The 17,265-nt window shown below is 68.5% G+C and carries 17 protein-coding genes, 1 tRNA gene and 1 pseudogene; 10 read left to right on the forward strand and 9 right to left on the reverse strand.

Annotated elements, in window-relative coordinates; translation table 11 throughout:
* Nucleotides 1-41: 41 nt before the first annotated feature.
* Nucleotides 42-743, reverse strand: coding sequence for a haloacid dehalogenase type II (locus OG736_RS42020; protein WP_327187158.1), 702 nt, complete (start codon nucleotides 741-743; stop codon nucleotides 42-44).
* A 395-nt stretch (nucleotides 744-1,138) separates the two neighbouring features.
* Between OG736_RS42020 and OG736_RS42025 the strand changes: the two genes are divergently transcribed.
* The 4 genes from OG736_RS42025 to OG736_RS42040 all read left to right on the forward strand — a co-directional run bounded on the left by OG736_RS42025 (nucleotide 1,139) and on the right by OG736_RS42040 (nucleotide 5,034).
* Entirely contained in the window at nucleotides 1,139-1,882 is a 744-nt protein-coding gene (locus OG736_RS42025) for a DUF1963 domain-containing protein (RefSeq protein ID WP_327187159.1), read from the forward strand.
* Nucleotides 1,883-1,987: 105 nt separating this feature from the next.
* Complete coding sequence (locus tag OG736_RS42030) at nucleotides 1,988-2,488, forward strand: GNAT family N-acetyltransferase (protein WP_327187160.1); 501 nt, start codon at nucleotides 1,988-1,990, stop codon at nucleotides 2,486-2,488.
* Between the two features lie 185 nt (nucleotides 2,489-2,673).
* A tRNA-Met gene (locus OG736_RS42035) sits at nucleotides 2,674-2,747 on the forward strand.
* 754 nt (nucleotides 2,748-3,501) lie between these two features.
* The gene (locus OG736_RS42040) at nucleotides 3,502-5,034 is read left to right on the forward strand and encodes a flavin-containing monooxygenase (RefSeq protein ID WP_327187161.1); all 1,533 of its coding nucleotides are present in this window, start codon (nucleotides 3,502-3,504) and stop codon (nucleotides 5,032-5,034) included.
* A 165-nt stretch (nucleotides 5,035-5,199) separates the two neighbouring features.
* On the opposite strand, the gene OG736_RS42045 is transcribed toward OG736_RS42040, so the two are convergent.
* Nucleotides 5,200-5,436 (reverse strand): hypothetical protein, encoded by a 237-nt coding sequence (locus OG736_RS42045; protein ID WP_327187162.1) that lies wholly within the window; start codon nucleotides 5,434-5,436, stop codon nucleotides 5,200-5,202.
* A gap of 35 nt (nucleotides 5,437-5,471) precedes the next feature.
* A complete protein-coding gene (locus tag OG736_RS42050; protein ID WP_327187163.1) occupies nucleotides 5,472-5,921 on the reverse strand; it encodes a hypothetical protein in 450 nt (149 codons plus the stop codon).
* 376 nt (nucleotides 5,922-6,297) lie between these two features.
* Here OG736_RS42050 and OG736_RS42055 point away from each other — a divergent pair, with 376 nt between their 5' ends.
* Nucleotides 6,298-6,540, forward strand: a complete 243-nt coding sequence (locus tag OG736_RS42055; protein WP_327187164.1) for a DUF5302 domain-containing protein — start codon at nucleotides 6,298-6,300, stop codon at nucleotides 6,538-6,540.
* 444 nt (nucleotides 6,541-6,984) lie between these two features.
* On the opposite strand, the gene OG736_RS42060 is transcribed toward OG736_RS42055, so the two are convergent.
* Nucleotides 6,985-7,344 (reverse strand): excisionase, encoded by a 360-nt coding sequence (locus OG736_RS42060; RefSeq protein WP_327187165.1) that lies wholly within the window; start codon nucleotides 7,342-7,344, stop codon nucleotides 6,985-6,987.
* A 68-nt stretch (nucleotides 7,345-7,412) separates the two neighbouring features.
* Here OG736_RS42060 and OG736_RS47385 point away from each other — a divergent pair, with 68 nt between their 5' ends.
* Together OG736_RS47385 and OG736_RS42075 are read left to right on the forward strand one after the other, a co-directional pair.
* Nucleotides 7,413-8,384 (forward strand): Clp protease N-terminal domain-containing protein, encoded by a 972-nt coding sequence (locus OG736_RS47385; RefSeq protein WP_442817139.1) that lies wholly within the window; start codon nucleotides 7,413-7,415, stop codon nucleotides 8,382-8,384.
* Nucleotides 8,385-8,730: 346 nt separating this feature from the next.
* Nucleotides 8,731-9,867, forward strand: a complete 1,137-nt coding sequence (locus OG736_RS42075) for an FAD-dependent oxidoreductase (RefSeq protein ID WP_327187166.1) — start codon at nucleotides 8,731-8,733, stop codon at nucleotides 9,865-9,867.
* 358 nt (nucleotides 9,868-10,225) lie between these two features.
* On the opposite strand, the pseudogene OG736_RS42080 reads toward OG736_RS42075, so the two are convergent.
* Together OG736_RS42080 and OG736_RS42085 are read right to left on the reverse strand one after the other, a co-directional pair.
* Nucleotides 10,226-10,576 (reverse strand): annotated as a pseudogene (locus tag OG736_RS42080) (ergot alkaloid biosynthesis protein); the annotation flags it as partial.
* Between the two features lie 291 nt (nucleotides 10,577-10,867).
* Nucleotides 10,868-11,455 (reverse strand): TetR/AcrR family transcriptional regulator, encoded by a 588-nt coding sequence (locus tag OG736_RS42085; protein WP_327187167.1) that lies wholly within the window; start codon nucleotides 11,453-11,455, stop codon nucleotides 10,868-10,870.
* A 111-nt stretch (nucleotides 11,456-11,566) separates the two neighbouring features.
* On the opposite strand from OG736_RS42085, the gene OG736_RS42090 reads away from it, so the two are divergent.
* The gene (locus tag OG736_RS42090) at nucleotides 11,567-12,586 is read left to right on the forward strand and encodes an NADP-dependent oxidoreductase (protein ID WP_327187168.1); all 1,020 of its coding nucleotides are present in this window, start codon (nucleotides 11,567-11,569) and stop codon (nucleotides 12,584-12,586) included.
* Nucleotides 12,587-13,301: 715 nt separating this feature from the next.
* Nucleotides 13,302-13,820, forward strand: a complete 519-nt coding sequence (locus tag OG736_RS42095) for a YczE/YyaS/YitT family protein (protein ID WP_327187169.1) — start codon at nucleotides 13,302-13,304, stop codon at nucleotides 13,818-13,820.
* Between the two features lie 162 nt (nucleotides 13,821-13,982).
* On the opposite strand, the gene OG736_RS42100 is transcribed toward OG736_RS42095, so the two are convergent.
* The 3 genes from OG736_RS42100 to OG736_RS42110 form a co-directional block, all read right to left on the reverse strand.
* Nucleotides 13,983-14,213, reverse strand: a complete 231-nt coding sequence (locus tag OG736_RS42100) for a hypothetical protein (RefSeq protein ID WP_327187170.1) — start codon at nucleotides 14,211-14,213, stop codon at nucleotides 13,983-13,985.
* 296 nt (nucleotides 14,214-14,509) lie between these two features.
* A complete protein-coding gene (locus OG736_RS42105; RefSeq protein ID WP_327187171.1) occupies nucleotides 14,510-14,941 on the reverse strand; it encodes a hypothetical protein in 432 nt (143 codons plus the stop codon).
* A gap of 61 nt (nucleotides 14,942-15,002) precedes the next feature.
* The gene (locus tag OG736_RS42110; RefSeq protein ID WP_327187172.1) at nucleotides 15,003-15,413 is read right to left on the reverse strand and encodes a hypothetical protein; all 411 of its coding nucleotides are present in this window, start codon (nucleotides 15,411-15,413) and stop codon (nucleotides 15,003-15,005) included.
* A gap of 965 nt (nucleotides 15,414-16,378) precedes the next feature.
* On the opposite strand from OG736_RS42110, the gene OG736_RS42115 reads away from it, so the two are divergent.
* Nucleotides 16,379-16,900 carry an HAD domain-containing protein gene (locus OG736_RS42115; protein ID WP_327187173.1) on the forward strand — a complete coding sequence of 174 codons (522 nt, stop codon included), beginning with the start codon at nucleotides 16,379-16,381 and terminating at the stop codon, nucleotides 16,898-16,900.
* Nucleotides 16,901-17,265: the final 365 nt, after the last annotated feature.

Genomic DNA, 17,265 nt, shown 5'->3' on the forward strand with positions numbered 1-17,265 from the left:
CGCATGCAGGCACGCACTCACTCACTCAGTCACGCATGCCCTTAGCCGAACGTGCCCTCCATCCGTTCCAGTTGGCCGGCCAGGTCGCCCAAGCCATCGGCGTACAGGTCGAACCTGTCCGCGGCGGCGGGCGGATCGCCGACGCTCCGGGCGACATACGCGCAGCGCAGGCCGTGACGCTGCGCTCCGCGCAGATCCCAGGCGTGTGTGGCGACCATGAGCAGCCGCTCCGGCGGTCGCCCCGATGCGGCGACAGCCAGCCGGTAGACGGCCGGGTCGGGCTTGTAGGTGCCGACCTCCTCGGCGGACAGAGCGGCATGCCAGCGCAGACCTGCGTGGGCGCTGAGCTCCAGCAACGACGTCCGGCTCGCGTTCGACAGGCCGATCAGCCGGTACCGCTCAGCCAGCCGGTCGAGCCCTGCCACGGTGTCGGGCCACGGCGGGAGCCGGCGGCCCGACAGGGCCAGCTCCGCCGTCAGGGCGGGGTCGGCGCCGACGGTGTCCACGACGAGCCGGGCGGCCTCGCGGTCGAGAACCTCGCTGGGCGCGTACGGCCGGACGCCTTCGCGGACATGACGCTGCTCGTCGTCGATGTGCCGCTGCCACAGCGAAAGAAGGTGCTCGACCTCGGACGCGCCGAGCGCCGGATCGAGCGCACGGATCCCGGCGCGGATCCCGGCGGGCTCGTCGACGAGCGTGCCGAGCACGTCGAAGACGATGGCATCGATGTCCACGTTCGGCATGAGGTGATCTCCAGGACGAGGCGAGGGTGGGTGGTGACACCGTCCGTGCCTGCTTCTGAGCTTCGGTTCTGAATACCCTTGGCCCTTCGCCTTGTTCTTTAACCCCCGGGGGTGAAGCATCCCGCTTTGGGGCCTTCGCGGCGAGTTGTATGCGTGTCTGACGGTGCGGGGCGACGAACTTTCGAGCCGGCGGACGCGGCGCTGTGTGCGCAGGGCGCCGCGTGTCGGGTGCCGTGCGGTCGGCGGTGGAGCGCCCTCATCCGCTTCCGCGGAATCACCGGATGTCCGGCTTCCCACTTGCCTACAAACGCGCATCAATGGTCTGCCCTTTGCTCCAGAGAGTCCGAAGAGGCAAACGACGGGTGTGTCAGACCGCTGAGGCAGACTGTCGGCCCATGAACGCAGTCGACGAATATCGCGTGGCGGCTCGCAAGCGAGACGTGCCAGAGCACCTCCTCGACAGGGCGCTGCGGCTCGCCCGTCCACGCTTGGAGCTGCGGTCGATGGACGACTCCGATGGTCCTGTCGTCGGACACTACGGAGGCCATCCCCACCTTCCCCCGGACGTTGAATGGTCCGGCTTCCCGGCGTTCGTCGCGTCGGTCGACTGTGCCGCGCTTCCCGTTGGCGACCTGGACATCCCGCTGCCGAAGGACGGGCATCTGCTGTTCTTCGCCAACAACAGCGAGCCGAGCTACGTCCCGGGGCCCACGAAGGAAGGCCGGGTGGTGTACGTCCCGGCCGGAACGGCAACGACGGAACGGGCCCCCTCCGAAGAGGACGCGTCCTACACGTTCGAGTCGTACCCCCTCCGAGGCCGGCTCGACTGGTTCATGCCGGATGCCAACAACGACATCGCCGACCAGGAAACCGTGCGTCTCATCCACCCGTACCTGCTGGACTACGTGGACGAGACCATGAACGGCGAACTCACCCTGGGCGGATACTCGAGCGTCATACATCACGACCCGGCCCCCTGGCCCGTCACCGATGACGAAGCATTCATCTTGCTGGCACACGCGGACTACGAGTTCGTGGATACCCCCCTCAGCTGCGCCGCATCCTGGTTGATCCACCCCCGGGACCTGGCCGAAGGGAACTTCGAGAACGTGCAGCTCGACATGCAGGCATATATGTGACACCTGGTACTCCAGTCGTAGACCGTTGTATGCCCTGACCTTGTGGCTGTCTGCGCCGATGGAAACTCAGGTGGCCTCAGCGCGCCATCTGGGTAGAGTCGGGCGGTGCCCGAGCTGAAGCGACTACATGCTGGCGATGCCCCGGCGGTCCTGGCCTTCGAGCTGGCGAACCGCGCCTACTTCGCTGCCTCGGTCTCCGACCGCGGCGACGAGTTCTACGACCGGTTCACCGACCGGTACAGCGCCTTGCTGGCCGAGCAGGAGGCGGGCATCTGCGCCTTCTACGTGCTCGTCGGCGAGGATGGTTCGGTTCTGGGCCGATTCAACCTGTACGACTTGAAGGACGGCACTGCCGAGCTCGGCTACCGGGTTGCGCAGCACGTCGCCGGCCGCGGCGTGGCGACGGCGACCGTCCTGGAGCTGTGCCGGCTGGCGGCGGCTCGGCACGGGCTGAGCACACTGCGGGCGGCCACCTCCCACGAGAATGTCGCGTCCCAGAAGGTGCTGACCAAGGCCGGTTTCGTCCCGGTCGGCCCGGCCGACCCGGCCGACGTCGGTGGTGAGCCGGGCACCTGGTATCAGCGTGACCTGACAGCCCAGCCGTAGCGCGCGATTGATCATGCTGGTGGACTGGCCGCAAGCGGCAGCGTAGATCCTGCCCGCCGGCAGGAGGCGCTTCATCACTGATGGGCCGGTAGTGGGCCGGTTCGCGCGAGTGGAGCCCTGGTCCGGCGCTGAGACGGCCGTACGACGCAGCACCCCGTGGATCACGTGTAGGGTGGGATCACCGACGCGGGGTGGAGCAGCTCGGTAGCTCGCTGGGCTCATAACCCAGAGGTCGCAGGTTCAAATCCTGTCCCCGCTACGAACGGAAGGGGCCCGGCATTGCTGGGCCCCTTCCGCATGTCGCCGAGCCGATGTCCATCCCACCGGCAGGCTCTACCTCTTGCAGGCCGGGCCGCTGCTCACGGCTTTGTACGTGCATGCCTGGTACTGCACGTTTCCTCGGCTGGTCTGTCGGCTCTTCTGCAGTCCTCGGCCATTGAGAAGAGCATCGTCACGAAATCGGTCTTGGGGACGGAGATCTCCACCCGTACGGAGCAGCATGTGGTCGGCGCGGCGGGGAAGCCGGACGTTGCGCTGGCAGGTGTGGCGTGGTCCCCTCACTCCAGCGTCCGGGTGGCCGCAGTCGAACTTCCCCGAGTCGACCGCGGCCACCCGAACAACCGGCCATCCGAACAACAAGGATTTCGCGCGGGGCGGGGGACTTCCGCGACCGTTCGGCGCGGCTGCTACGCACAGCGGCACGGCGGTATGGCCCGGAGAAGTGACCGCATGGTCCTGACACCGCCTGTCGCACCGATGCTCGCCCAAGCCCGGCGACAGGGGTGACGCCGCGGGCGTCATGGTCGTTGTCGGTGCGTGATCACTCCACTCGAGCGGGGTTCGGCCCCGATCGCCCTTCTGCCCCATGTTGCCGACCAGGCCGCTGCACAACGGCCCCAGTTGCTGGAGGCCGCCTGCCCGAAGGTCCTGCGGGAGCTCCGTGCGGGCGGTTGCCCGTGCGCAGGCCGTACGGCTGGAGCGTTGCTGTGATCCCGGCGCAGGGTGAGCGGATCGTGAGGGACGTGCGGGCCGTCGTCGTCGGAGCGGGGTTCTCCGGGATCGGGGCCGCCGTCCGGCTGCGCGAGGCAGGGTGTGACGACGTCCTCGTTCTGGAGAAAGGGACAGGCCTCGGCGGCACCTGGAGGGAGAACACCTACCCGGGCTGCGCCTGCGATGTGCCCTCGACGCTCTACAGCTACTCCTTCACGCCGGATGCCGCCTGGAGCAGGGTCTTCGCCGGACAGCAGGAGATCCTCGCCTATCTGAGGGCGACGGCCGAGCGGTACCGGCTCGGTGACGTGCTCCGCTGTGGCGTCGAGGTGCTGGAGGCACGATGGGACGGGGTGGCCGGCCGCTGGCTGCTGGAGACCAGCGACGGGCCCTACAGCGCGGCGGTACTGGTCCTGGCCACCGGCCCGTGGCACGTCCCGCGCCGCCTGGAGGTGCCCGGCATCGAGGACTTCGACGGTCCCGTGTTCCATAGCGCCCGGTGGGATCACAGCGTCGACCTGACCGGGCGACGGGTGACCGTCGTGGGAGGCGGCGCCTCCGCCGTCCAGATCGTCCCGGCCATCGAAGGCCGGGCCGCGACCGTCAACCTCATCCAGCGCACACCCCAATGGGTGCTGCCCAAGCCCGATCTGCCGTTGCCCGCCGCTTTCAACCGGCTTGTGGATGGCGTCCCCGGCGCTCGCGGTGTCCTGCGCGCCGGCCAGTACGCCCTGCAGGAGGGCTTCGGCCACGCCTTCCGTCACCCGCAGGCCGCCCGTCTCCTCGAGGCCGGCGCCCGCGCACACCTGCGCCTCGCCGTCCGTGACCGGCAGCTGCGGCGGCACCTGACGCCTGACTACCGGCTGGGATGCAAGCGCCTGCTGACGTCGAGCACCTTCTACCCGGCCCTGTCACAGCCGCACGTGCGTCTGCATCCGACCGCCGTGAGCGCCGTACGCCGCAACGAGGTCGTCGGCGCCGACGGCACCACCGTCCACACCGACGTGCTCATCGAGGCCACGGGCTTCCGAGTGGGCGAGCTGCCGCTGGCCACGACCCTGTACGGCATGAACGGTCAGACACTCGACGAAGCGTGGGGCGACGAACCGCAGGCGTACCTGGGCACCACCGTGAGCGGCTTCCCCAACCTCTTCCTGCTGCTGGGGCCCAACCTGCTCGGCGGCTCCACGTCCGCGATCACGGTCCTGGAGGCACAACTGACGTACCTGGTCGCAGCTCTGGCCCACCTCGACCGAGGCGGCCATCGCGCCCTGAACGTCAGGCCGACCGCACAGGCCGCGCACAACAACGCCGTCCAGGAGGCGCTCGCGACCACGGTCTACAACACGGGCGGCTGTACCAGCTACTACTTCACCTCCACCGGGCGCAACACCTTCGCCTGGCCGTGGTCCACCGGACAACTCGTACGCAGCCTGAGCCATTTCGACGCCGACGCCTACACCTCCGACACTCCGGACCGTCACCTTCCCCTCCCCGCTCAGGCGAGGCCGAAGTCTGGAGACCGTACGGCAGCCGCGAACGCGGAGCAGCCATGAAAGAACACCGGGCCGGCCGCAGCGGTTGACGTGTGCTGGCGTCTGCTGCGGGAAGAGGCCGCCGATTGCGTCCAGAAGGTTGTGACGATGCGAACGGACGCAGGGTGATTGCGCTGGGCGGGATCGGGTCGCGGGAGTGAGTATGGGACGCGGGGTTCTCTGAATTCACTGCCGAACCGCACTCGTGGTCACGATGTCGATGGCGACTTGAAGCGGTGTCTCCGCAGTCCCCAGCAGAGCCCGGGTGATGGCGATCGCCTGGACGGTGCTCACACCGCGCTCGGCCAGGAAGGACTGGACAGCCGCCATCCCGTCGTTCTCGAGGACTGGCCGGGACTGCTCGACCAGCGTGACCCAGCGTGCGGCCTCCTCGGGGCGTAGTCCGGCGACGTCGTCGAACATGGCCTCTCCTTCCCGTGCTGAGCCGAAGGGACGACTCACGTGTCGTCAGTGCTGGTCGCTGCACTCAGGACTTGCACGGCGTCAGCGTATTGAACGCGGTCGAACTGGAACGGGCCGAACCCCGAGTAGTCGCGTGACGTGCGGTGGGGCTGTGCGAAGGAATCCCAAGTTACGTGGGCAGGTGTCACGGTGATACCAGCCATCAGTGGCCAGCACCCCCACTCGCCGCATTCGCAGCCCAGTACGGGCGTCTTCGGCCCCCTCGTGCCGGTGGATCGTCCGTGGAAGTGGTCTTCCATCGGGCCGAACCGGAAGAACTGCGGGACAAGGCCCCCGTAGGCGCCTCCGGCTGGCTGCATCCCCGCGTCGGTTTCGAACTGGTCGATCAAGGTGGTGAGTGGTATTCCGTCGATGCACGGGACGACTTCGAGCACGCCACGATCGGCATGGCGTCGGCAGTCGAACCGGATCTCCTGGCTGGTCATATTCTGATTGTCGCAGCCCACCTGCTTACCGCCGGGGGTTCTGGCTTCCCCTCAACCGGAACTTCCCGCTTGCCGAGATCGCCGCAACCCATCGCATCGGCGAACAGGGCCGCTTGCGAGGCAAGCTGTGCTCGTGATCGGCTGAGGTGGGGCCGACGCACTCGCCGCCTCCGACGGGACGGGAATTCTCCGGGATCCAGTCCAGTTGCCGACACCGCTCGCCGTGAGGGCGACGGGCGGCGGGGAGAGTCCTCATCCACGTTCAGTGCCAACCACCCGCCACGGCGGTTGGCGAGTGGGGGACGAGGGCTGGTGCCTGGAGCGGTGCTCGTCATGACAAGCTGTGCTTTCCACTGCCCAGTCCCAGGAGGTCACCATGGCCGCAGAGTCTCCATTGCCCGAAGGCTCGGAGCCGGTTGACGGCGAGAGCCGTGCCCTCTCGCCCGACGATGACGGCCAGTACGACTTGAAGCGCAAGTTCCGGGAGGCCCTGGCGCGCAAGCAGGGCAAGCAGGCGGACGCCACCGACCTCGCCGCGAACACCGACACGTCGAAGATCCACGGCGCGCACGGCCCGGCCGCGAGTCAGCGGTCGTTCCGTCGAAAGAGCGGTGGCTGAGTCCACACGGTTTGTAGACGGAACTCGGCAGCAGGTTCCGGCGACGGCTGGGAGGTATGCGGCCGAGTTCCGCGGGACTTCGACACCGCCGTGCCCCACGCCTGGACACTGCTTCAGCAGAACGTCGCCGACCGGGTCCGCGCCTCCCGGTTCCGGGCAGCCCGGTCGGCCTCGCCGCCGACCGGCCGTGTACGCGATGCACCAGTGGACAGCCGGCTGAGGCGACAAGATCGGCGACTGCTGGAGCAGGCGCAGCTGGAACACGTCATGGTGCACGCGGCACGGACCGCGGTGGAGCCGGCCGCGCACTCCAAGCCCGGTGCCGTCCCGTTCTCTCCTACGGGCGCCGATGGACCGGCCGTACACCCTGGTCGTGGATGAGGCAGGCGGATCCGGCGACGGTGGCACCGTTCCGCGCCGATGACATGGTGCTGCTCGCGTTGGTCACTTCCGTTCCAGCGCGGCCAGCCGCAGCTCAAGCTGATCCACCCGGTGCCGTAGCAGGGTGACCTGGGCTTCCAGGCTGACTTCCCGTTCCGCCCTGCGCTGAATGCGCGGAGAGGCGGCGGCGCGCTCGATCACCGCGTCCAACTGGACCAGGCGCTGCGGCCCGTTCGGGCCGTCCACCAGCCGGGACCGGATCTCCCCATTGCGATACCAGGACCGCAGGGCGGAGCGGGAAACGCCGGTCTCCGCTTCCGCCTTGGCCAGCGTGACCCAGGGTGTCTCGTCCAGCTGCTCGAACAGCTCCAGCTCATTCCGCCAACGCGCGAGCCGGTCCTCCCAGTCCGACGGTGTCTCCATCACACCCTCCCTTCAGCACGGTGACCCTATCAATAGCAGTGTATTGACAGGGTTGAGACCATAAAACCATGTCATTCGAGAGGTTCACGGTGGAAGCCCGCAAGGTGGTCGTCACGGCTCAGGAGGAGGCGAGGCTGCTCAAGCACAACTACATCGGCACGGAGCACATCCTGTTGGGGCTGCTCGACGCGCCCGACAGCATGGCGGCGAAGGTTCTGCACCAGCTCGGGTACAGCAAGGAGACGGCGCAGGTGGACATCGCCGCGGTGGTCAAGCCCGGTACGCAGGAGCTGAGCGGCCATATCCCGTTCGCGCCGCGCGCGAAGAAGACGCTGGATCTGGCCCTGCGCGAGGCGCTGCAACTGCAGCACACCTACATCGGTACGGAGCACATCCTGCTTGCTCTGGTCAGGGAAGGCGAGGGCGTCGGCGCGAAGGTACTTGCCGGGCGGATCAATCCGATCAGCAAGATCCGTGCCGCGGTGCTGGCGTCATCGGAAGGATCGCAGGACGTCGCGGCCGGCCCATGGCCGACCGGCACAGCTGCCACCGAGGACACCGTGTCCGTCGCCAGTGCGCTGGCCGGTGGCGCACCGGTCGGCAGCCATCACCTGCTGGAGGCGATGCTGCGGGCGGAGAACAGCATGGCGGCCAAGGTGCTGCGCGAACTCGGGGTCGACCCGGACGCGGTCGCCGCCAAGATCGACGAACTGGATCCGGAGACGACCACCGACGCGAACCCGGAGGAGGCCGCCGCGCGCAAGATGGAAATCCGGGTGGTCGACGACGAGGTGCACTTGATCCTGCGGGACCCGACAACGGTCACGATCGCCAAGAAGGTCACCGAGCTGTCCAACGGCCCGATCCAGGGCGTCGGGCCGGTGGCCGGCATGTTCGTCCCGCTCTGGCGGTCGAGCCACCAGCTGCTGCTGCAGATCCAGCGTGTGCTGGAACCGGAACCCGGAGAAGAGGACGGATCCGCCGCGAACAACGTGGCCAAGGTCGTGCGCACGGTCCTCGCGCCCCGGCTCCGTCGGTGAACCGGCTGAACAGAGGGCCGGAATCTGTCTGTGGGACAGGCGAGGACGGGAGCGTGGTGAGCGACCACGGGCCGGCACCGATCTCGCCGGCGACCGGTGCGTGGTTCACAGGCGCGCTCGCCGCGTCCACCGAGGCGCAGCGGGAAGCCTGGCGGGTCGTCGCCGTCGGCCGTCACGCTCTGGTGGTCGTGCCTCGCCGAGCCGTAGGGGGCCGGCCGGCTGACCACCGTCCCGAACGAGGCGATCGGCGAGTCCGGGACCGCGTTCGGCGCCCCGCCGGCGGTGGCCCACGCGCGCCACGGGTCGATCTCTCGCGAGGAATCAATGCCGTGAATCGGAGGCAACCATGACCACCACCATCACCATCGTCGGAGCCGGCTTGGGAGGCCTGGCCCTTGCCCGCGTGTTGCACATGAACGGCATCGACGCCGTCGTGTACGAACGGGAGTCGTCGCGCGCCGCGCGCGGTCAGGGCGGCATGCTCGATCTGCACTCCGGGACGGGGCAACGGGCGTTACGCGAGGCCGGTCTGATCGACCGGTTCCACGCGATTGCCCGTCGAGAAGGCCAGGACCTGCGCCTTCTCGAGCCGGACGGCACCCTGCTGCTGCAGGAGGATACGCCCGACGACGCCCCGCTCGAGCGACCCGAGGTCGACCGCGCCGATCTGCGCAACCTGCTGCTGGACTCCCTCCCCGAACACGCCGTGCGCTGGGGGCACGCGGTGGAATCCGCCGACCACGGCCTGCTGCACTTCGCCGACGGCAGCAGTGCGACGTACGACCTGCTGGTCGGCGCCGACGGCGCGAACTCCCGGGTCCGCGCGCTGCTCACCGACGCCCGACCAACCCACACCGGCCAGAACGTCGTCGAGCTCGGTATCCCCGACATCGACCGCACCCACCCCGACCTCGCGGCGATGCTGGGACGCGGCAACTACTGGGTGCTCGGCAACGGACAATCCCTGTCGGCGCAGCGCAAGGGCGACGGCCGCGTGTGGATCGGCCTCAGCTTCTACACCGCCAACACCGCCAGCACCGCCGAGGACTGGTTCGCCACCAACGGGATCCCGTTCGACGAGCCGGCCGCCGCTCGGGGGCGGCTGATCGACCTGCTCACGGGCTGGGACCCACGTTTCACCGCACTGATCGCCGCCTGCGACGACACGGTCCTGCCGCGGTCGATCACCACTCTCCCGGTCGGCCTGACCTGGCCGTCGAGGCCGGACGTCACGCTGCTCGGCGATGCCGCGCACCTGATGCCGCCGGTGGGGCAGGGCGCCAACATGGCGCTGCTCGACGGCGCCCTGCTCGGCCTCGCGCTGGCCGCGCACCCGGACGACTTTCCGGTCGCAGTCAGAGAATACGAACGCGAGATGTTCGAACGCACCAGCGCCGCCGGTCGGCAGTCCGCGTACATCCAGGAAATCCTGGCGTCGCCGGACGCGAGCCAGAAGATGCTCGCGTTCTTCCAACCGGGCTGACATGAGAGTGCCAGTGCTCGGCAGAAGCCGGGGGACGGCCCGCGGGCAAGCGCCGTGATCCGCAGCTCGCGTCGGTGCGTCAGTTGGCTGCGGAGCTGGATCTGCGGCTGGTTGAACCCGCTGAGCTGCCGGCTGCGGCGGGCATGGTGGTCGTCTCGGCCATTGCCGGTGCCGGCGGGGTGGGCAAGTACTGGCCGATGCTGCACTGGGCGCGCTGCAATCCCGACCGGTTCCCCGACGGCCAACTGTTCGTCGATCTCCGGGGCTTCAGGCCGGACAGGCCCGCGCAACGTGGACGCGCGCCGACGACGAGTCGCGCCGCGCGGGGAGTGGGTCACGAGGCCGATGCCGAGCTGCTTCATTCCATCTCTCGTTCGAGGAGAGCGTGGAATGTGCGCGCGGGTCGACCGGTGAGGCGTTGGACGGTGTCAGTGACGCGGTCCTCCACGCCCTCGGCGATGGCACGGTCCATGCCGGCCAGTATCGAGGCGAACTCCGCCGGTACCTGCGCCATGAGGCGGTCGCGCATCTGCTCGTAGGCCAGACGCTGGTGGTCCACGGGCCGGCCGGTCACCTGGGTGATGGTGGCGGCGATGTCGTCGTAGCTGAGCGCCTCCGGCCCGGTGAGGACGAGATCGGTGCTGGGGGCGTGTTCGTCGGTCAGAGCATGGACGGCGACGGCCGCGCTGTCCTCGACGTCGACGAAGCCGCGGGGCCTGGTGAGCGAGGACTGATCGAGAGCCGGGGGATCGACAACCGGCTGGTGTCCGCTGAGCAGGCAGGCTTCAGGGAGCCTCCGCTGCATGAAGATCGCCCTGCGGGTCCGCTCGGGCCGCGCAAGCCTTCAAGGACTCCTTTGGCAGCCTGGGTCAATTTGGCGGCCGGCGACCGGCGGCCAGGAGCTGAGGCAGCGGCTCGACGTGCTCACCTCGCCGGCGCCGGGTGCCGGACCTGAGCCGATGGCTCCGAAGGTGAGCGCACCATCTCGCTGCGATTCCAACTACGGGCCCGGGGGCGGCGTTTCCCCAGGATCGGTGCTCGCGGGATTCGTCAGGATCGCGCTCGCGACAACGTCGAAGAGGTGATCGGCGCGTGGGGCGAGTGAGGGTTGATCGCTGAGCCAGGCGAGCCCTGCCACCAGTGCGAAGAGATCGGTGCCATCGATGTCGGTCCGTGCTGCGCCCGAGGCCTGGGCGCGGGCGAGGAGCCGGGCACCGGCCGCACGCAACGTGACGCACGCCGCGTGCAGCGCTGAGTCGGTGTCCTCGATGGCTGCTGTCATCAGCGCGGTCACACCCTGATACTCCGTCGTCCATGCGACGCAGTCGCGTAGCCACGAAACGAGAGCGTCTTCGGGCGAGTTCGACGTCTCGAGCTCGCCTGCCTTTGCCGTCAGCCCGTTGAAGCTCGTGCGGAGCAAGGCCTCGAGCAGTGCCTCGCGCGTCGGGAAGTGACGCAGCAGCGTCGCGAGTCCGACGTCGGCCCTGCGCGCGATGTCACGCATGGACACGTCCGAGCCCTGCTCGGCGATGGCGGTTCCCGCGACTGCGAGCACGTGGTCGCGGTTCTTCCTGGCGTCGGCCCGCATCTGCCCCTCTTGACTATCCGGATCAGTGGTCCATATATTCGGATCAGTGGTCCACTTATGTGGAGCGCTGATCCGGATAAGCCTATCCCGCGGAGCGGGCAGGAGAAAATGATGCGGATACACACGATGAGGGCGGTCCGGCTCCACGAGCACGGCGGCCCGGAAGTCCTGCGCTACGACGAGGTGCCGATCCCCGAGCCGGGGCCGGGTGAGGTGCTCGTTCGCGTGCACGCGGTCGGCGTCAATCCGCCGGACTGGTACCTGCGCGGCGGGCTGACCAGGATGCCAGGGGAGACGGAATCGACGGTCAGGCTGCCGGTGATTCCGGGGACGGACGTGTCGGGCGTCGTCGAAGCCGTCGCCGCGGACGTGGACGGCCTCGCCGTAGGTGATGAGGTCTTCGGTCTGCTGCGTTTTCCCAGCTTCGACGGCAGCGCATACGCCGAGTACGTGGCCGCGCCCGCGGCGGACCTCGCACGCAAGCCTGCCGGCATCGACCACGTGCACGCCGCCGGGGCGCCCATGGCCGGGCTGACGGCGTGGCAGTTCCTGATCGAGGTCGGACACGGTCACCCCTCGCCCTTCCAGAAGGCGCCGCATCGCCCGACGGCACTCGACGCCGACACGACGGTGCTCATCAACGGCGCCGCGGGCGGAGTGGGGCATTTCGCGCTACAGCTGGCGAAGTGGAAGGGCACACGTGTCATAGCGGTGGCATCGGGTGCGCATGAATCGTTCCTGAGCGAGTTCGGGGTCGACCAGTTCATCGACTACACCAAGAGTCGTCCTGAGGAACTCGTGCACGACGTCGACCTCGTTCTGGACACCGTCGGCGGGCCCGACAGCAAGCGACTCCTGCGTACGCTCAAGCGCGGTGGCGCCCAGTTCCCCGTGCTCCCAGGGGACTTCGACGAAGAAGAGACCGCGAAGCTGGGCGTCACGGTCTCGAGCGCGCAGGTTCGCTCGAACGGCGCACAACTCGCTGAACTGGGGCGCCTGCTCGACGCGGGCAGGGTCCGCGTCGCGATCGACAGCACGTTCGCGCTCGGGGATGCCGGAGCAGCGCACGAGCGCGCCGCCCGGGGGCACATCCAGGGCAAGATCGTGCTCACGGCCGCCTGCAACGGTTGACCCAATGAGGGGGACGGGCCCTGATTGCCTTGTCCGGGGCGGTGGTTGGGCAGGTGAGCGCAGGTCTGGCAGGCCCGCGTCGCCTCCGTCCCGCGCCGGTCGTCGCGTTCTCGCCTCCGGCAAGGACGACAAGCAGGTTCGTCGGCCTGGAGGAGACCCGGAGCAGGCGACGGTGAGCGGTCATCCGTACGCGGTCCGGCTGTCCCCGCCTGACGCTCATGCGACGGGTGCGGGCGTGTGACTTCCGGTAGCGCCTCGTGCGAGTGCCTGTTCTGCCTGCGCGAGTCTGCGGATTGCCTGGACCAGTTGACTCGAAGGAAGCGTGTACGGCAGTCGGATGTTCCGCTCGAACGCACCCCCGATCCCGAATCGGGGTCCGGCCGCGATGGTCACTCCGTGGTCCGGCGCCACGGCTGCCAGCCGTGAGCTGACGGGCCCGGGGAAGGTTGCCCATAGCGTCACACCACCGGCTGGTTGCAGGGCGTGGACGTCCGGTAGGCACTCGGTGAGTGCTTGCCGCAGGGCGTCACGTTGCGACCTGAGTTGCTGGAGCGTGTCCGGCCGCTGGGTTTGGTGCTCGTTCAGGAGGACGGCTGTGGCGAGCTGTTCGACGACGGGGGTGCCGAGGTCAGTCGTGGGACGGGCCTTCTCGACGCGTTCCAGGAGAGAGGGAAGCGCGCGAATCCAGCCTGTGCGCAGGCCGCCCCATACGCTCTTGGGTTGGGCGACGAACCTGATCTCGCTGCTCGTGCTGATCGCATGGATCCCTCTGCGAGAACTGCCCGGGCTCGGCACGATCCTCAACGTCGTGATCGTCGGCCTCGCCGCAGATGCCACCGCGGCTGTGCTCCCCAGCCCACAGGGGCCAGTCGCCGAGATCGGATACCTCGCCCTCGGTCTTGTCACTCTGGCGTTCTTTGACGCGCTCTACCTCGGCGCGCAGTTCGGGTCGGGACCACGCGACGGCATCATGACCGGGCTTGTTCGGCTCACCCGCCTACCCGTCGCCCTTGTTCGCACCGGTATCGAAGTCGCTGTTGCCTGTGCGGGCTGGCTTCTGGGTGGAACCGTCGGGGTCGGCACTGTGCTGATCGCACTGTGCATGGGGCCTCTCGTCGGCTGCTTCCTGCCGCGAGTGGCGGTTCGCCTTCCTGCCGATTCCGCACCCACACGGCGCACATCCGATGGCCGTGAAGAGACCATCCCTTCACCGCAACGCCCCGCTGTCTGTTGAAGGCCGACGCCGTCTCGTCGACCGTTCCCACACGGCTACCAGGGAACCTGGCCGAACGACGTAGGCCCGGCGAGTCTCAGGTGAGTGGCCAGTTGCGCAGGGCGGCGTCGGCCATCGCCACGGCGGCACGGAGCTCGACGGTGGGGTGGGGATCTCGGGTTTTCAACAGCGTTCTTCGCGGTCCTGGACCGTGGGTCGTTGGGGTGTCGTCTCGATGCCCGGGCCGAGGCTTCGTCGGCCCTTGTGGCCGGCCAGGTCCTGATGCTCGGCATCCCCCGGGAGCACGTCAGGGGCGACTCGTTCGGCGGGCAGAAGCCTCGGCCCGGTGTCCGTGGTCAGCGTGCTCGTGGTGGTGCTCGGGCCCGTGCCGAGTCGGCGTCGCGTGGTGCTCATGGAGGGGAGTCTGCCTCTAATCCGGTGCCGGCGGGGCGTAGGAGGCGTGCCTGTTCTGGTCTGTCGCGTGTGGAGAGGGGTGCTCGTGTGCATGTAATGGCGTGCGTACGTAAAGAGGGCCCTGACCTACTGAAGCTGTGCCGGTCACGGCTGCCTGACGAGCCGCGTCGCCCGCCCGTAGATTTCGGGAGCCCGGTGTGTCGTCTCAGGCCCCGTCGAGGCGAGGCTCGCCGACGCGAGGCGCGAATGGGCGGGGCGCTGGGCTTGTCAGGGCTGCGCACCTCTGCGGGGCGTCGTCACCAGAACCGGCCGCCGATCTGGATCCACGACGGCGACTTGCCGTTCGCAGGAGGCACGATCTCGCCGTCCTCACCCCCCGCGTCACCCCAGTAGCGGAGCCGCCCGACGAAGACGTGGTCCGCACCCATCACTGTCGACAGGCCCTCGAGCCGCGCGTCGACCTCGGGCGACTCGACCCCGGGATCTTGCACACGCAGATACTCGACGGCCTGTGGACCGCCTTCGCTGTCCGTGCCCGCCTCGGCGTGCGGAACCAGCACCCAGCGGGCTCGTGTGACCAGTTCGGCCAACTCCGGTTCGGCCAGCCCCAGGGGTGCGACCTGGCACTTTCCGTGGAAAGCGGCCTGGCCCAGCAGCTCTGTCAGCCGTGCGAGCGGGACTGGCGGGCGCAGTTCGATGCTTCCCTCGACGAGCCAGTCATAGCCCATGGACACTCCTTCGTTGAGACTCTTCGCCGGTGTCGCCAGGATCCTTGTGCCGTCCGCCGGTCTACTGGTGCCGGCTGATGAAGGCACGCAGCGCGGCTCGAGGGTCGGTGGGGCTGATCCAGGTCTTGTTGAGCTGTTCGGCCGAGCGAATGCCGTCGAGAAGCATGTCGCGCATCTGCGCGACCGCTTCGCTCCTCGCTGTGGCGATACGGCCGGCACCCTCCGCGGAGCCGTCGGCGGCCTTGAGGGCCTGGACCAGTTGCTGCCGCCACGCTCCGACGCGGTCCCGGGTGTGCATCTCGCCCTGCGCGGACCCGGCGTATTGCAGACCTACCAGATGCCATCCCTGGTCCTGAGACAGGGGAGTGTCGGCGGATACCCAGTCCGTGGCCACTTCCGCTGCTTGCCGGGCCAGTTCCTCGTCGGTCATCTCGCAGGCCTGGGCGGTGAGTTGTGACGGCGCCTTGTTCATGATCCTGAGGTTATCGTCTCAATGACGATAAAAGCAAGGTGTGCTTTCGGTGCCCGTCCCGCCGAGGGGCGGTGCTGCACTCGGAGGGCGGCAAGCGCCATCGCGTTGCCGATCCTGGTCCGGCTACCGGCCGTTTGACGACTCCGGGGGCATGCGGCCGGCATGCCGAAGTCGAGCAGAGCTGCGTTGGGCCCGCGGGTCGGCGGAGGGGGACGGCAGCGAGTACTTCTCACTGGAATCCACGGCGCCGAATCTGTGTCGCTGATCGCGCGGCGGCCGGGGGTTGCGGGATCGAACCGGTCGCCGATCCCGGTGGCAGCCGAGCGGAGGTTCTCCGTGTCCGGGCCGGGGCAGCCGCATGCCTCCCGTGGGGAGCCGGGAGGCGCGGCGGGCCCCGGCATCCGTAGCAGACGGCAGGGCCCAGCAAGGGGATCCTTGCCCCGGGGGAGGCGGAACCCGCACCTCACCATGCACCACGAACCAGCCAGTGGCATAGATCGCGGCCGGAACTAGATGTGCGGCTGCTTCCTCCCGCCCTTCGTTGCTACGCGCGAGCGCAAGTCCGACGAGACTGATCTGAGCGATGAAGCGATGAGCAGGGGCGTTGGTCGAGCCGGTCATCATCGCGTGGAAGGGTGCGCATCCCTCGATCGGCGGCGAGACAAGGCCATCGACAACGCACGTAGTCAGTGCTCTGCCGGCAGCAGCGGTGGATCGTCCAGAATGTGCGTGCCACAGCGGACAGCAGCAGGATCCGCCGCTGCCCGAACCGCCGGGTCAGCGGCGGGGCCGGGCGTGAACCCGGCACTCCGCCCAGACGCGGCAGCCCCGGAGCGAGCCTGTGCTGCGGGTCTTGGGGCCCGTGGATGTTCACGAGGAAACAGCAGCCGCCGGGGTGGCCGTCGGCTGCGGGACCTCGGCTGTCGAGGCAGTAACCAGTGGAGACCTGTCGCTATCGTGATCCCGTGACCGGCTCTGTGCAGCGTTCCCTGTTGTTTCTCGATGTGGACGGGCCACTGATCCCATTCGGCGGAGTGTCCGAGTCGTATGCGACCCGTGCGACGGGTTCCGAACCGCTTGGTGCCGACGTGAATCCGCTCCTGACCAGGATCAATCCCGAGCACGGGCCTCGGCTGGCGGCGCTTCCGTGCGAGGTGGTCTGGGCCACGACTTGGATGGCTGACGCGAACGAGTGCATCGCACCCCGTATCGGTCTGCCCCAGTTGGCGGTGGTGGTCTGGCCGGACCCGTCCGACATCGATGACCAGGACGAGCGGAACGGACTGCACTGGAAGACCCGCACGCTTGTGGAATGGGCTGCGGGGCGCCCGTTCGCCTGGGTCGACGACGAGGTCACAGACACCGATCGGGCCTGGGTTGCTGCCCACTACAGGGGACGCGCTCTGCTCCATCGTGTCGATCCCTGCCATGGCCTGACAGACAGTGACTATGCGGCTCTCGACTCGTGGCTGCGACAGCTGGTCTGATACGCGGCTGGAGAACCTGATGAGGGCGTGAGCAGGACCGGCGACGTGCATGGGGCCGCTTGCCCCCGTGAGGGCGCCGACCGGTCGAAACGGAGTCTGCGTCGGCGTCCACACCTGGAGCGGCCGCCGGAATCGGCCCCACCTGGGTCTCGGGAAGACTGAGACGGTCCCGGCCCCCGAGCAGGCGCCTACCGCGGAGGAATTCGAGAGAGTGCCTCAGATCGGTTGGGACGCCTACCGATCTGCCGCTTCATCAATCTGATGCAGTCACCGCAAGTCCCAGCGCTGCGGTGCCCCGGGCCGGTGAGCAGGACAGCAACTGCATGACATGACTGGGCAGTTGGTTGCAAAGGCGCCCTACTGTT

The organism is Streptomyces sp. NBC_01334, from assembly GCF_035983595.1.
Lineage (GTDB): Bacteria > Actinomycetota > Actinomycetes > Streptomycetales > Streptomycetaceae > Streptomyces > Streptomyces coriariae.